Source organism: Paraburkholderia sp. A1RI-2L (genome assembly GCF_048957375.1).
Classification (GTDB): Bacteria; Pseudomonadota; Gammaproteobacteria; order Burkholderiales; family Burkholderiaceae; genus Paraburkholderia.
In genome coordinates, this window is the sequence record NZ_JARBTA010000002.1 from 1798517 (window position 1) to 1813017 (window position 14501).

13 protein-coding genes are annotated in these 14501 nt (G+C 66.7%); 10 read left to right on the top strand and 3 right to left on the bottom strand.

The window, feature by feature from the left end; translation table 11 throughout:
- Positions 1-278 precede the first annotated feature (278 nt).
- Positions 279-1175 (top strand): fructose bisphosphate aldolase, encoded by an 897-nt coding sequence (locus PWP93_RS23020; protein ID WP_421046082.1) that lies wholly within the window; start codon positions 279-281, stop codon positions 1173-1175.
- Between the two features lie 135 nt (positions 1176-1310).
- A complete protein-coding gene (locus PWP93_RS23025) occupies positions 1311-2051 on the top strand; it encodes a transglycosylase SLT domain-containing protein (RefSeq protein ID WP_421046083.1) in 741 nt (246 codons plus the stop codon).
- Between the two features lie 95 nt (positions 2052-2146).
- Here PWP93_RS23025 and PWP93_RS23030 read toward each other — a convergent pair whose 3' ends face one another.
- Positions 2147-3169, bottom strand: coding sequence for a ProQ/FINO family protein (locus PWP93_RS23030; RefSeq protein WP_421046084.1), 1023 nt, complete (start codon positions 3167-3169; stop codon positions 2147-2149).
- A 214-nt stretch (positions 3170-3383) separates the two neighbouring features.
- Between PWP93_RS23030 and PWP93_RS23035 the strand changes: the two genes are divergently transcribed.
- A complete protein-coding gene (locus tag PWP93_RS23035; protein WP_421046085.1) occupies positions 3384-4154 on the top strand; it encodes an SDR family oxidoreductase in 771 nt (256 codons plus the stop codon).
- A gap of 44 nt (positions 4155-4198) precedes the next feature.
- Here PWP93_RS23035 and opgC read toward each other — a convergent pair whose 3' ends face one another.
- Positions 4199-5287: an OpgC domain-containing protein gene (opgC, locus tag PWP93_RS23040; protein WP_421046086.1), complete on the bottom strand. Its 1089-nt coding sequence runs from the start codon at positions 5285-5287 to the stop codon at positions 4199-4201.
- A gap of 319 nt (positions 5288-5606) precedes the next feature.
- Here opgC and PWP93_RS23045 point away from each other — a divergent pair, with 319 nt between their 5' ends.
- From PWP93_RS23045 to PWP93_RS23075, 7 genes are all read left to right on the top strand, one after another.
- The gene (locus PWP93_RS23045) at positions 5607-7991 is read left to right on the top strand and encodes a bifunctional salicylyl-CoA 5-hydroxylase/oxidoreductase (RefSeq protein WP_421046087.1); all 2385 of its coding nucleotides are present in this window, start codon (positions 5607-5609) and stop codon (positions 7989-7991) included.
- A gap of 2 nt (positions 7992-7993) precedes the next feature.
- Positions 7994-8773 carry an SDR family NAD(P)-dependent oxidoreductase gene (locus PWP93_RS23050; protein WP_421046088.1) on the top strand — a complete coding sequence of 260 codons (780 nt, stop codon included), beginning with the start codon at positions 7994-7996 and terminating at the stop codon, positions 8771-8773.
- Entirely contained in the window at positions 8770-9330 is a 561-nt protein-coding gene (locus PWP93_RS23055) for a MarR family winged helix-turn-helix transcriptional regulator (RefSeq protein WP_421025467.1), read from the top strand. Before PWP93_RS23050 ends, PWP93_RS23055 begins: the two co-directional genes overlap by 4 nt.
- Positions 9331-9358: 28 nt before the next feature.
- Positions 9359-10216, top strand: a complete 858-nt coding sequence (locus tag PWP93_RS23060) for an enoyl-CoA hydratase family protein (RefSeq protein WP_421046089.1) — start codon at positions 9359-9361, stop codon at positions 10214-10216.
- Between the two features lie 4 nt (positions 10217-10220).
- Positions 10221-11408, top strand: coding sequence for an acyl-CoA dehydrogenase family protein (locus PWP93_RS23065; RefSeq protein ID WP_421025469.1), 1188 nt, complete (start codon positions 10221-10223; stop codon positions 11406-11408).
- Positions 11405-11821, top strand: coding sequence for a RidA family protein (locus tag PWP93_RS23070; protein WP_421046090.1), 417 nt, complete (start codon positions 11405-11407; stop codon positions 11819-11821). Before PWP93_RS23065 ends, PWP93_RS23070 begins: the two co-directional genes overlap by 4 nt.
- Positions 11822-11923: 102 nt before the next feature.
- Positions 11924-13561, top strand: coding sequence for an AMP-binding protein (locus PWP93_RS23075; RefSeq protein WP_421046091.1), 1638 nt, complete (start codon positions 11924-11926; stop codon positions 13559-13561).
- 70 nt (positions 13562-13631) lie between these two features.
- On the opposite strand, the gene PWP93_RS23080 is transcribed toward PWP93_RS23075, so the two are convergent.
- The gene (locus PWP93_RS23080; RefSeq protein ID WP_421025472.1) at positions 13632-14396 is read right to left on the bottom strand and encodes a ParA family protein; all 765 of its coding nucleotides are present in this window, start codon (positions 14394-14396) and stop codon (positions 13632-13634) included.
- Positions 14397-14501: the final 105 nt, after the last annotated feature.

The window sequence follows — 14501 nt, forward strand, 5'->3', positions numbered from 1 at the left end:
GGCGTGTCCCTGGGCGGCGGACTGCGCGCGCCATTCAACGCCGCATCCGGCTTCAACCTCGACACCGGCTGACGATACGCCGACATTCGTACAAGCGCCCAAAAGACCCCGCCGCACACATCGGCCGAGACGCTGCCGCGCTGCGCCAGTACACTCACCGGATCGGGTGCGGCCGAATCGGACTCCCTGAATTGGCCCCAACCGCCGGTCCCGCCACCGGGCCCCAATAACCGCGCCATGCGCGAGCAGCGCCGGCGCCTGTTTCGGGAGGTTTGAACATGGCCAACGACACGATGCTGCAGCAGATGCGCGCCAAGCCGGGATTCATTGCCGCGCTCGACCAGAGCGGCGGCTCGACGCCTGGCGCACTACGGCAATACGGTATCCCGGAGAGCGAGTACAGCGGCGACGCCGAGATGTTCCGGCTCATGCACGAGATGCGCGTGCGCGTCATTAGCGCGCCGGCCTTCACGGGCGCGAAGGTGATCGGCGCGATCCTCTTCGAGCAGACCATGGACGGCGAGGCGAACGGCAAGCCGGTGCCCGCATTCCTTTGGGCGGAGCGCGGCGTGGTGCCCTTTCTCAAGGTCGACAAGGGCCTCGAAGCAGAGGCCGACGGCGTGCGGCTCATGAAGCCGATGCCCGGCCTCGACGCCTTGCTGGAGCGCGCATTGAAAGCTGGCATCTTCGGCACCAAGATGCGTTCGGTGATCGAGCACGCGTCGCCTGCGGGCATCGCCGCCATCGCGAAGCAACAGTTCGAGGTGGGCGAGCAGATCGGCGCGCGCGGTCTCGTGCCGATTCTCGAACCCGAGGTGTCGATCAAGGCCCCGGACAAGGCGCAGGCCGAAACGCTGCTGCGCGACGCACTCCTCGAGGGACTCGACGCCCTGCCCGCCTCGCGCAACGTCATGATCAAGCTGACGATCCCCGACACGCCCGACTTCTACAAGCCGCTCATCGACCACCCGCGCGTCGTGCGCGTGGTCGCGCTCTCGGGCGGCTATACGCGCAGCGACGCGTGCCGTCGGCTGGCCGCCAATCACGGCATGATCGCGAGCTTCTCGCGCGCGCTGATCAACGACCTGACCCGGCAGATGAGCGATGCGCAATTCGATGCCGCGCTTGCCGAGAGCATCGACGAAATCTACAAGGCTTCCGTCGAGAAAGTCTGAGCGCCATCAGCGCAGCGCGTTTTGAGAAACCCAGCCGGGCCACGCTCCGGCTGGGTTTCTTTCTGGCCGGCTATACTGTGCGCCTTTCATTCGTTCACCTGTTGTTTGTACACGAAACTCACGAAAGGACCGGCCATGAGGCGGTTACTCTGCCTGCTCGTCATGCTGCCTGGCCTCGTGCAATACGCGGCGGCCCAGCAGCCCCCAGCAGACGACAAGAAGCTCCCCACCTACCTGAGCCAGAAGTTCGGACTGGCCAAGGACAAGGCTGCCCAGATCTCGCTGGCCGTCACCACGGCAGCCGAAAAATACTCGCTGCCGCCCGCGGTGCTGCTCGCCATCATCTCGATCGAATCGCGCTTTCGCGAGAAGGCGCGCGGCTCGAACAACGCGACCGGGCTCATGCAGGTGGTGCCCTCGGCGCACCGCAATTTACTGCGCAACGTGAAAGACCTCACGGATCCCGAGGTCAATATCGATGTGGGATCGTCGATTCTCTACGGCTACCAGCGCGCGGCCGGCGGCGATCTCGACGCGGCGATGAAGAACTACGGCGGCTCGAAAGCCTATGCGGAAAAGATCCGCGTGCGCGCGGCCGAATTCAGCCGCGTGCTCGATGCCGCGAGCGCGCCGCAAGCGCTCGCGGCCGCAACGGATGCGCCGCCAACCTTTAGCGGAGCTTTCTCCGTCGACACGAACGACGCGATGCCCGCAAGCGGCTCGTCGCCGGCCGGCACCGCAGCGGCCGTGGCGGCGCAAAATTCCGCATCGCCGTCCGCATCTTCCCGCGCTGCGGCGAGCGCCCCGGTTGCCGAGGCGTCGGCCATGCGCGGCGTGCTGGAAACGCACACCCACGCGCGCTCGCGCGAACGCTGACGGTTCAGCCGCGCTGAGAATCGATATGCCGGGGTAATCCGCATCGAGCGTCCAGCATCGGCCATGCCGGGGCTGGAGCGCTTCTGCGTTGTCGATCAGCTGGGCGTCGCGGGGGCTTCGCCGTTGCTGGCGGGCGTTTCGCCGGCTGCTTCGGGGGCTTGCGCCTGTGCCGGTTCAGCCGCTGGTTGCGTCGCGGCCGCTGCCGGATCCTGCGCGGGGGCCGCATCGGCTGCTGCTGGCGCAGCAGCCTGCCCGGCTTGCGCCGCTTGCTGCGCGTTTTGCTGCTCCTTGGCGCGCGCCTCGGCCTTGGCCTTCTGATGCGCGAGCGCGGCCTTGGCGCGGCCGACGTGCGAAGGGTCGATGCCCGGGCCTTCCGAAGCGCTGCCATCGAGCTCATAACGCGAGCCGCCAACGGCCACGCGCTCGTGATAGCGCGGATGATTCACGTGGCGCTTGAGCACGGCGACGATCAGCGTGCGTTCGTAATCGGGATGGCGCGCGACGAGGTCTTCGACCACGCCGATCTTCAGCGGCAAGCGCTCGCGGAATGCCGGATAGAGCTTCGCGAACACGTTCCAGACCGCGTTGAGCTGGCGATTGCGTTCGATGCGCGCCTTTTCGGCCTCGCTCAAATTGGCCATCGACTGCTGCTGGCGCGCCGGACGCTGACGCTGATCACCGCGCTCGCCGTCATGCGGGCCGCGCTGGCCGCGCGCCTGACGGGCCTGCTGCCTCCGCGCGTCATGAGGCTTTTCGGTCGAGCTGCCGGCCGCCTCGCCGCCCTCGCCAGCGGGCTTGCCGTGCGCCTGGCCGCGCTGCTGCTGCGGACGCGCGCGCCCGCGCGCCTCGTCCGCGCCGGCGGGACGGTGGCCCTTGTTGCCCTGGGAGCCTTTGGGACCCTTGTGGCCGGGCGCGCCCTGCGCGCGCCGCTGCCCCTGAGCGCCCTTCTGCGGCTCGGTCTTTGCGCCCGCCCGGTTTCCTTTGGGCGCGTGCCGGCCTTGCGGCGACTGCGCCTGTTCTTCGGCAGGCTGTCCGGTACCCAGGCCCATGCTCTTCTTGATTTCCAGAAGCCCGTCTTTGAAGCTCAGGGTACGGCGTTGTTGCGATGCGGCTTTCACGTCCAGATCTCTTCCTTATTGGATCGGACGCTATGATACCGAATTCGCGCGGCCTGTTTGGATCCCGCACGCGCGACCCCGGTTTCGGGCCGGCTCGCGAGACCGTCCGGCGCAACCGGCCTGGTTGATGCGAAGCCCCGAAACACCTTCCGCGCGATGCCGGCGCAGCCCATGCGCATCACGCATTTTCCCGCTGACCATGACCGCTCCCACCATGACTTCCTCTCCCGTCCGCGCTATCGTCACCGGCCATTCCCGTGGACTCGGCGCCGCCCTCGCAGAACTGCTGCTGGAGCGCCAGATCGATGTTCTCGGCCTTGGCCGCAGCGCGCATCCCACGCTGGCCGCGCGCGAGCCGTCGTCGTCCGCGGCGCAGTTGCAGCAAGCCGCGCTCGATCTCGGCGATTGCGCCGCGCTCGAACGCTGGCTCGCGAGCGGCGCGCTGCGCCAGTTCGCGCACGGCGCGCAGTGTGTGCTGCTGTTCAACAATGCGGGCACCGTCGAGCCGATAGCGCCGCTCGGCGCCCAGGACGCGGGCGCCATCGCTCGCGCGATCACGCTCAACGTCGCGGCGCCGCTGATGCTTGCCAACGCGCTGGCTTCGGGCGAAGCATCGGGCGACGCGCTGGAGCGCCGCATCATTCACATTTCGAGCGGCGCGGCGCGTAACGCCTACGCGGGCTGGAGCATTTATTGCGCGACCAAAGCCGCGCTCGATCATCACGCTCGCGCGGTGGCGCAAGACGCGCGGCCCGACGTGCGCATCTGCAGCGTCGCGCCGGGCGTGGTCGACACCGCCATGCAAGCCACCATCCGCTCCACCAGCACCGAGCAGTTCCCGCAGCGCGAGCGCTTCGAGCAACTGAAGGAAAGCGGCCAGCTTGCTTCGCCAGGACATGCGGCGCGGCAACTGATCGATTACGCGCTGAGCGACGCGTTCGGCGCAACGCCAACGGCCGACGTGCGCGAACTCGCGAGGAGCTGAAGGCAGTCGACGCAGCGCGTCGCTCACGCGGGCGCGCTGCGCTTTTACGTGAGCGCGGCGCGCGAGCGCTCCCTCTTCCATCGCCGCGCGCCGCCGGCTAGCACCAGCAGCGCGCCAATAGCCAGCAGATCGCCCGCGAGCCGCGCGGGCCAGAAAGCGCTCACATGCGTTGCACGCAACAGCGTGTCGATCGCATTCGACACGAGCGCGCCGCCAACGAAGCACACGAGCCCCTGCTGGCCCACCGTGACCACGCCCGGCAAGCGCCGCGCGAGCCAGCCGATCCAGCCCAGACGCACGGCCTGCGCGGCCAACCAGGCTACCGCGCCAAAGCTCACGATACGCAGGCTAGCGAGGTTCTGCTTCATGTAGCCCGGCGCTGGATCGAGGTCGACGAACAGCTTCATCACGGCGAACAGCACGACATGCGCGCCCGCGAGCACCGTGAGCGCGCGGCCCAGACGCGAAATCTGAAACGCCGCCGAAACCGGATAGAGCCGGCACAGCAGGCCGAGCACGAACATCGCCTGCCACGCGAACGGATTGAATGGCCAGTTCGAGCCGGGCACGGCGGGCAGATAGCGCACGAGCCAGCAGCCGCCCAGCCAGATGCCGAAGCTGCCCAGCAGTGCGACGTCGGGCGCGCGCCGCGCGAGCGGCATGATCGCGGGCAGCGCGAGCACGAGAATCACGTAGAGCGGTAAAACCCCCGCCAGATACGGCTGATCGCGAAACACCGCGACATTGCCGAGCATTGCGAACGGATGCGCGACGAAGCGCTGAAAGCCTGAATCCGCGACGAGCGGCGAATCCACGCGCAATCCAACAGCCGCTGCACCCGAAAGCAGCATCAGTGCAGCAGCGCACAAATAAGCGGCATAGATTTCGCGCCCACGCCGCCAGAAGCGCTGGTTGGCAGCGCCCACGCCCTTTTTCGCCGCGATCGCGAGCCAGCTCGCTGCCGACACGTACCCGCTTACGAACACGAACACCTCGGCCGAATCGCAGTACGCGAAGGTGTGCAGCATGCCGTGCGACAGCACGCTGGCGGGCATGTGATCGAGCGCGATGGCAAGCAACGCGAAACCGCGGAAAAAATCGATTTCGATCGATCGCTTCGATGTCTGACTCATCAATCAAGGCTCCGGTTGGAACGGTTTTTCTCTTTCATCAGGATAACTGATTATTTGCGCAGCGCTATACGGCAGCGATAATGCGAAAGCGTTTCGTCATGACTCGGCGCTGCAGCCGCTACGCCAAGCGAATTCAGTGCCAGCTCGAAGCACCCGTCCGCCACTCGCACGCCCTCCAGCATCGCATATTCCGCTGAGCGCCTGCAGGTTCCGCTCTTTGCCCACCCGCGCCAGGGCTTTCCCGGTGTCCCGTGCAATTACTTGACACTTAAAGTAATTCGGCCTAATCTGCCCCTGCAGACTCACCAAGGGAGCGAACATGCGAATCGTTTGTATCGGTGGCGGGCCAGCCGGACTTTATTTCGGCCTTTTGATGAAGCGTCGTCACCCGGACTACGAGATCACGGTGATCGAGAGAAACCGCCCATACGACACGTTCGGCTGGGGCGTGGTGTTTTCCGATCAGACGCTCGGCAATCTGCGCGCGGCCGATCCGGAAAGCGCGGATCAGATTCTCGACGCGTTCAATCACTGGGACGACATCGAGATCCATTTCCGCGGGCGCTCGATTCGCTCGTCGGGTCACGGCTTCTGCGGCATCGGCCGCAAGCGTCTGCTGAACATCCTGCAGGCGCGCTGCGAACAGCTCGGCGTAAAGCTCGTGTTCGAGACCCAGATGAGCGACGACGATGTGCAGGACGCCGACCTCATCATCGCCGCCGACGGCCTGAATAGCGCCACGCGCCAGAAGTACGCGGCCACCTACCAGCCCGACATCGATCTGCGCGACTGCCGCTTCGTGTGGCTCGGCACCTCGAAGCTGTTCGACGCCTTCACGTTTGCCTTCGAAGAAACCGAGTTCGGCTGGTTCCAGGCGCACGCTTACCGCTTCGACGACAGCACCTCGACGTTCATCGTCGAAGCGCCCGAGCGTGTGTGGAAGGCGGCGGGCCTCGACGAAATGAGCAAGGAAGACAGCATCGCGTTCTGCGAGAAGCTGTTCGCGCGCTATCTCGACGGCCATGAACTGCGCTCGAACGCGGCGCATCTGCGCGGCTCGTCGCAATGGATCCGCTTCCCGCGCGTGGTGAGCCGCGAGTGGGTGCACTGGAAGGCCGGCGCGAACGGCAAGCAGACGCCGGTCGTGCTGATGGGCGATGCGGCGCATACCGCGCACTTCTCGATCGGCTCGGGCACCAAGCTCGCGCTCGAAGACGCCATCGAGCTCGCCAACAGCATGGAAGCGCATCCGGGCGACCTGCGCGCCGCGCTTCATCACTACACGAGCGTGCGCAGCGTGGACGTGCTGCGCATCCAGAACGCCGCACGTAATTCAACGGAGTGGTTCGAGCACGTGGACCGCTACGCGAAGTTCGAGCCCGAGCAGTTCGCGTATTCGCTGCTCACGCGCTCGCAGCGCATCTCGCACGAAAACCTGCGCGAGCGCGATGCGCACTACCTCGGCAGCTTCGAGTCGTGGCTTGCCGCGCGCGCGGGCGTCGATGCGGATGCGCGCGCGGCAGCCGGCCAGCGCGCCGCGCCGCCGATGTTCACCCCGTTCACGGTGCGCGGCGTCACGCTCAAGAATCGCGTGGTGGTGTCGCCGATGGCGCAGTACTCCGCGCGCGACGGCGTGGCCGGCGACTATCACCTGATGCATCTGGGCGCGCGCGCGATGGGCGGCGCGGCGCTCGTAATGACCGAGATGACCTGCGTGTCGCCCGAAGCGCGCATCACGCCCGCCTGCCCCGGCATGTATGTGCCCGAGCATCTCACCGCATGGCGGCGCATCGTCGATTTCGTGCACGCGAACTCCGATGCGAAGATCGGCATCCAGCTCGGCCACTCGGGCGCCAAGGGCTCGACGCGGGTGGCGTGGGAAGGCATCGACCAGCCGCTCGACGAGGGCAACTGGCCGCTCGTTTCCGCGTCGCCGCAGCAGTATCTGCGCGGCGTGAGCCAGCATTCGCACGCGGCCAGCCTGGAAGAATTGCAGGAAATCGAAGCGCAATTCGTGCGCTCCACGCAGATGGCCGCCGAGGCCGGCTTCGACTGGCTCGAACTGCACTGCGCTCACGGCTATCTGCTGTCGAGCTTCCTCTCGCCGCTCACGAACCAGCGCACCGACGAATATGGCGGCTCGCTCGAGAATCGCCTGCGCTATCCGCTCCAGGTGTTCGGGGCGATTCGCGCCGTATGGCCCGACGACAAGCCCATTTCCGTGCGTATTTCCGCGCATGACTGGGTCGAAGGCGGCATCACGCCCGACGACGCCGTGCAGATCGCGCGTGCCTTCAAGGCGGCAGGCGCGGACATGATCGACGTTTCGTCGGGCCAGGTGAGCAAGGACGAAAAGCCCGTGTATGGCCGCATGTTCCAGACGCCGTTCGCGGACCGCATCCGCAACGAAGCCGGCATCGCGACCATCGCCGTGGGTGCAATCTCGGAGGCCGACCACGTGAACGGCATCATTGCGGCGGGCCGCGCCGACCTTTGCGCGGTGGCGCGCCCGCACCTCGCCAACCCGGCGTGGACGCTCGGCGAGGCCGCGAAGATCGGCTACTTCGACGTGAAGTGGCCGAACCAGTACACGGCGGCGAAGACCCAGCTCGAACGCAACATCGAGCGCGAACGCGCGGCCGCCGCCGCGGCTGCGGGGCTCTCTCCGCTCGAACGCGCCCAGCGCGCGGAAGGCACGGTGTGAGCATGAGCGACGATACGCTGAAAGGACAGCACGCCGTGGTGACCGGCGGAGGCAGCGGCATCGGCGCGGCGACGGCCGCCGCGCTGCTGCATGCGGGCGCGCGCGTCACGCTGATGGGCCGCGACGCGGCGAAGCTCCAGGCGCAGCGCGAGGTGTTGGGAGCCGGCGAGCGCATCGCCTGCGTGAGCGTCGACGTGACCGACGAACGCGCCGTACACGATGCGTTCGCGAGCGCTGCCGATGGCCTCGGCGCGATCGACATCCTCGTGAACAACGCGGGCCAGGCCACTGCCTCGCCGTTCGCCCAGACCGGGCTCGATCTCTGGCAGCGCATGCTCGACGTGAACCTCACGGGCGTGTTCCTCTGCACGCGTGCCGTGATTCCGGCGATGCTCGCGCGCAAGAGCGGCCGCATCGTCAACGTGGCGAGCACGGCGGGCCAGGTCGGCTATCCGTATGTGGCCGCGTATTGCGCGTCGAAGCACGGCGTGATCGGCATGACGCGCGCGCTTGCGCTCGAAGTCGCCACGCAGGGCGTGACGGTGAACGCGGTATGCCCCGGCTATACGGAAACGGAACTGCTGCAGGCCTCGCTCGACCAGATCACGCGCAAGACCTCGCGCAGCGAGGCCGAGGCGCGTAGCATCCTCGTGCGTCACAACCCGCAGCAGCGCTTCGTCCAGCCGGAAGAAGTCGCCAACGCGGTGCTGTGGCTGTGCGCGCCCGGGTCGTCCGCGATCACAGGGCAATCGATATCCGTTTCCGGTGGAGAAATCACATGACCTCGCCTGTGCCGAAACAGAAGCCGCGCAAGGCGCCTGCCGCGAAGACGACGCGCAAGGGCGTCGAAAAGCTCGCGGAGAACGTCGTCGACATGGAGATGAGCACCGGCGCCGACAGCCACATGGGCCTGCGCCTGTGGCTGCGCCTGCTCACCACGACCAACCTCGTGCAAGCCGAGCTGCGCCGCCGCCTGCGCACCGAATTCGACACCACGCTGCCGCGCTTCGACTTGATGGCGCAGCTAGAACGCCATCCCGAAGGACTCCGGATGACCGAGCTCTCGCGCCGCCTGATGGTCACGGGCGGCAACGTCACCGGCATCACCGATCAGCTGGAAAAGGAAGGCCTCGTCACGCGCGACGCCGACCCCGAGGACCGCCGCTCGATTGCCGTGCGCCTCACGCCCGAGGGCCGCGCCGCGTTCGACCGCATGGCCGCCGCGCACGAGCAGTGGGTGGTGGAAATGTTCGGCGGCCTCTCGCTCGACGAGAAGTCGAAGATGCACGAGCGCCTCGGCAAGCTCAAGCAACATCTGCGCGACAGCCTCGAAGGCTGAGCGCGCTCCAAGCTAAAGGAGACATACCTTGACGACAGAACGCTCCAGCGCGGATGCGCTCTTCGCGGGCAACCGCACGACGCTGGCCGGCTACGAGGCGAAGCACTTCGGCTGGTCGGTCGAGGGCCGCGTGGCGACCATCACGCTGAACCGCCCCGAGCGCAAGAATCCGCTCACGTTCGAATCGTATGCGGAGTTGCGCGACCTGTTCCGCCAACTCGCCTACGCCACCGATGTGAAGAGCGTCGTGCTGCACGGCGCGGGCGAGAACTTCTGCTCGGGCGGCGACGTGCACGACATCATCGCGCCGCTCATCGACTTGCCGATGCCCGAGCTGCTGATGTTCACGCGCATGACCGGCGACCTCGTGAAGGCGATGCGCCATTGCCCGCAGCCGATCATCGCCGCCGTGGACGGCGTGTGCGCGGGCGCGGGCGCGATTCTCGCGATGGCCTCCGACATGCGCTATGCCACCGCGCGCAGCAAGCTCGCGTTCCTGTTCACGCGCGTGGGCCTCGCGGGCTGCGATATGGGCGCGTGCGCAATCCTGCCGCGCATCATCGGCCAGGGCCGCGCGGCCGAGCTGCTCTATACGGGCCGCTCCGCGAGCGGCGAGGAAGGCCACGCCTGGGGGTTCTATAACCGGCTGTGCGAGCCGGAAGTGCTGCTCGCGGAGGCGCAAAAGCTTGCGGCCGATCTCGCGGCGGGCCCGACCTTCGCGCACGGCATCACCAAGACGATGCTGCATCAGGAATGGACTATGAGCATCGACGAGGCGATCGAATCGGAAGCGCAGGCGCAGGCGATCTGCATGGCGACGCGCGACTTCGGCCGCGCGTATGACGCTTTCGCGGCGAAGACGCGTCCGGTTTTCAAGGGAGATTGAGCCAGTGAACGCTGACAACACCCTGCATGGCGCGCTCGCGTGGCCGTTCTTCGAAGACCATCACCGCGCGCTTGCAAAAGGCGTCGAGGAGTGGTCACGCCTGCATCTCGCGCATGTGCCGCACGACAATGTCGACGATACCTGCCGCACACTCGTGCGCAAGCTGGGCGCGGCGGGCTGGCTGCGCTACGGCGTGGGCGGCACCGCGTGGGGCGGCCATGGCGACACCATCGACACGCGCGCCGTGTGCCTGCTGCGCGAAACGCTCGCGAAGCATTCGGGCCTCGCCGATTTCGCTCTGGCGATGCAGGGCCTCGGCTCGGGCGCGATCTCGCTCGCGGGCAGCGATGCGCAGAAGTCCCGCTATCTGCCGCGCGTCGCGAGCGGCGAAGCCATCGCCGCGTTCGCGCTCTCCGAGCCGAACGCGGGCTCCGACGTGGCCGCGATGGCGCTGGCCGCGCGCGCCGACGGCCAGGACTACGTGCTCGACGGCGAGAAGACGTGGATCTCGAACGGCGGCATTGCCGACTTCTACGTGGTGTTCGCGCGCACCGGCGAAGCGCCGGGCGCGCGCGGCATCAGCGCGTTCGTCGTGGATGCCGACACGCCGGGGCTCGAGATTGCCGAGCGCATCGACGTGATCGCGCCGCATCCGCTCGCGCGTCTGCGCTTCGCCGGCGCGCGCGTGAACAAGAGCCAGATGCTGGGCGCGCCGGGCGAAGGCTTCAAGATCGCCATGCGCACGCTCGACATCTTCCGCACCTCGGTGGCCGCCGCGTCGCTCGGCTTTGCGCGCCGCGCGATGGACGAAGGTCTCGCGCGCGCCGCGTCGCGCCAGATGTTCGGCCAGACGCTCGGCGATTTTCAGCTCACCCAGGCGAAGCTCGCGCAGATGGCGCTCACCATCGACAGCAGCGCCCTGCTCGTCTATCGTGCCGCGTGGCTACGCGACCAGGGCGTGAGCGTCACGCGCGAAGCGGCCATGGCGAAGTGGCATGCGAGCGAAGGCGCGCAACAGGTGATCGATGCCGCCGTGCAGCTCTGGGGCGGCATGGGCGTGCAAAGCGGCAACATCGTCGAATCGCTCTACCGCGAGATTCGTTCGCTGCGCATTTACGAAGGCGCGACCGAGGTTCAGCAACTGATCGTCGGACGTGATCTGCTCAAGGCCTACCAAACGGAACACTCATGAAAAAAGCCCTTCTTCCCGCAGGCTGGGTCAAGCCGCGCGGTTATGCCAACGGCGTCGCCGCCGTGGGCACCCAGGTCTATATCGCCGGCCAGATCGGCTGGGACGAGAACGCGCGCTTCACGAGCCGCGAGTTCGGCGCGCAGGCCGTGCAGGCGCTGCGCAACATCGTGGCCGTGCTCGACGCCGCGGGCGGCAAGCCCGAGCATCTGGTGCGCATGACCTGGTACGTCACCGACAAAAAGGAGTACGTGGCATCGCTCAAGGAGATCGGCGCGGCGTTTCGCGAGCTGATCGGCGACTACGACATCGCCATGAGCGCCATCCAGGTGGTCGCGCTCATGGAGGACGAGGCGAAAGTGGAGATCGAGGCCACGGCCGTGATTCCCGGCGATGCCCGCTTATCCAGCCAATAAGCGAGCCAATAAGCGAGCCAATAAGCGAGCCAATAAGCGGACCAACAAGAGCCACGCAACAGAACACCCTACAAGGCTGTTCGCAGCCAAGCCGGAGACACCATGCAACCGACCGCTCACGTCGACACCTTTGCACGCGATAACCTGCCGCCCGAATCGCAGTGGCCCGCGTTGCTTCTCGACAATCCCGACGTCGCCTATCCCGCGCGTCTGAACTGTGCGGCCGAGTTGCTGGACCGCGCCATCGAGGCCGGGCATGGGGCGCGCCCGGCCGTCTGGTCCGACGTCGACGGCAAGCCGCAAGCGACCACCTATGCGCAATTGCGCGAACGGGTGGACCGCAGTGCTCACGTGCTGGTGGACGACATGGGCCTGAAGCCCGGCAACCGCGTGCTGCTGCGCGGCCCCAATACGCTGCAGATGGCCGTTGCGCTGCTGGCGTCGTTGAAGGCCGGGCTCGTGGTGGTGCCCACCATGCCGCTGCTGCGCGCGAAGGAGCTCAGGCAGATCATCGACAAGGCGAGCGTGAACGCGGCGCTGTGCGACGTGCGCCTCGCCGACGAGCTCGCGCGCTGCACCCAGGCCGACGACGAATTCTTCTGCGCGAACCTCGCCCAGGTGCGCTACTTCCACGACGATGCGCCCGGCAGCCTCGAAAGTCTCGCGGCCAGCAAGCCCGCCGCGTTCACCGCATGCGACACGGCCAGCGACGACGTCTGCCTGATCGCGTTCACGAGCGGCACCACGGGCACGCCGAAGGGCTGCATGCAGTTCCACCGCGATGTGATCGCCATGTGCGACCTGTTCCCGCGCCACGTGCTCAAGCCCACCGCGGACGACGTGTTTTGCGGCACGCCGCCGCTCGCGTTCACATTCGGGCTGGGCGGCCTGCTCTGCTTCCCGCTGCGCGTGGGCGCCTCGACCGTGCTGATCGAAAAGCTCACGCCCGCGCTGCTGCTGCAAACCATCGAGCGCTTTCGCGCGACCATCGTATTCACCGCGCCCACCTTCTACCGGCAGATGGCGCCGCTCGTGAAGGACTACGACATTTCAAGCCTGTGCAAGACCGTATCCGCGGGCGAGGCGCTGCCGCAGGCGACGCGGGACTTGTGGCGCGAGGCAACCGGCATCGAAATGATCGACGGCATTGGCGGCACCGAGATGATCCACATTTTCATTTCCTCGGCGGGCGGCGAGGTGCGGCCCGGCTCGATCGGGCGCGCGGTGCCGGGCTATGAGGTGCAGGCGCTCGACGACGACATGCAGCCGGTGCCGCCCGGCGTCACCGGCAATCTCGCGGTGCGCGGGCCGACGGGCTGCCGCTATCTGGCCGACGAGCGGCAGAAGAAGTTCGTGCGCGACGGCTGGAATCTGCCTGGCGACGCGGTCACCATCGACGCCGACGGCTACGTGTTCTACCAGGCGCGCGCCGATGACATGATCGTCTCGTCGGGCTACAACATCGCGGGCCCCGAGATCGAGACCGTGCTGATGCAGCACCCCGCCGTGGTGGAATGCGGCGTGACGGGCGTGCCCGACGAATTGCGCGGCCAGGTGGTGAAGGCGTTCGTGGTGCTGCGCCCCGGCTTCGAGGGCAATGAGGCCATGGTGGCCGAGCTGCAAGCCTTCGTGAAGAACGCGGTGGCGGCCTACAAGTACCCGCGCCTGATCGCGTTCCTCGACGCGCTGCCGAGAACCGAAACCGGCAAGCTCAAGCGCTCGGCGTTGAAAACGATGTGAGCGCGCCGAAACGCGGCGACGGGCCCGGCGGGCTCCACTCCCCGGGTCCGCCGGACGCCGGACGGCGCAGCTACTGCGTCAGCTCCTGATGCAAGGCCCGATATTCACGCGAGAGCTTGTGTCCCGGATCGAGGTGGACAACGGGAGTCGCCTGCTGATGCGATTCGCGAATCTTCACCGACGAAGACAGCCGCGAAGCGAGCACCGGCAAGCCCTCGCCGATCAGTTCGTCGACCAGCTTTTGAGGCAGGCTTGCGCGCGGCTGAAACTGGTTGATGACGATGCCCTCCACCTCCAGCGCGGCGTTGTGATCCTGCTGGATCTCCTTCACGTTTTCGAGCAGCGTGTAAAGCGCGCGCCGGGAGAAGTCGTCGCAGTCGAACGGAATCAGGCAACGCTCGACGGCGATCAGCGCGGCGCGAGTGTAGAAGTTCAATGCCGGCGGCGTGTCGATATACACCGCGTCGTACATGTCGAGCTCGTTGAGCGCGTCGCGCAGCTTGTAGATCTTGTAGCGGGATTCAAGCTTGCCGTGCAGCGTATCCAGGTCGGCATGACCGGGCATGATGTCGAGGTTCTCAAACGGTGTCGGATGAATGAACGACGTCACGTCCACGGGTTTGAAGCTGAACGTCAACGCGGTCTCAAAGAAGCTCGCCACCGTGGAGCGCACCTCGCCGGCTTGCGCGCCCAGCAGGTACTGGGTTGAATTCGCCTGCGCATCCAGATCGATGACCAGCGTTCTCAGCCCTTCGCTGGCGCTAATTGCTGCAAGATTGCAAACGATCGTCGACTTCCCTACGCCGCCTTTCTGATTGAATACGACACGCCGCATGCTCGTCTCTCGAATGGAAATTTTTAATAGAGCCGACAGCATACCCGATCGTTGCTGCACTGCCGCATACGAATAATAAGGTCAGGATTGGACGGCCGGATGGAA

Bases quoted from the DNA above. Each gene is read 5' to 3' on its own strand.
- PWP93_RS23020 (WP_421046082.1), top strand. From the start codon at position 279: ATGGCCAACGACACGATGCTGCAGCAGATGCGCGCCAAGCCGGGATTC.
- PWP93_RS23025 (WP_421046083.1), top strand. From the start codon at position 1,311: ATGAGGCGGTTACTCTGCCTGCTCGTCATGCTGCCTGGCCTCGTGCAA.
- PWP93_RS23035 (WP_421046085.1), top strand. From the start codon at position 3,384: ATGACTTCCTCTCCCGTCCGCGCTATCGTCACCGGCCATTCCCGTGGA.
- opgC (WP_421046086.1), bottom strand. From the start codon at position 5,287: ATGAGTCAGACATCGAAGCGATCGATCGAAATCGATTTTTTCCGCGGT.
- PWP93_RS23045 (WP_421046087.1), top strand. From the start codon at position 5,607: ATGCGAATCGTTTGTATCGGTGGCGGGCCAGCCGGACTTTATTTCGGC.
- PWP93_RS23050 (WP_421046088.1), top strand. From the start codon at position 7,994: ATGAGCGACGATACGCTGAAAGGACAGCACGCCGTGGTGACCGGCGGA.
- PWP93_RS23055 (WP_421025467.1), top strand. From the start codon at position 8,770: ATGACCTCGCCTGTGCCGAAACAGAAGCCGCGCAAGGCGCCTGCCGCG.
- PWP93_RS23070 (WP_421046090.1), top strand. From the start codon at position 11,405: ATGAAAAAAGCCCTTCTTCCCGCAGGCTGGGTCAAGCCGCGCGGTTAT.
- PWP93_RS23075 (WP_421046091.1), top strand. From the start codon at position 11,924: ATGCAACCGACCGCTCACGTCGACACCTTTGCACGCGATAACCTGCCG.
- PWP93_RS23080 (WP_421025472.1), bottom strand. From the start codon at position 14,396: ATGCGGCGTGTCGTATTCAATCAGAAAGGCGGCGTAGGGAAGTCGACG.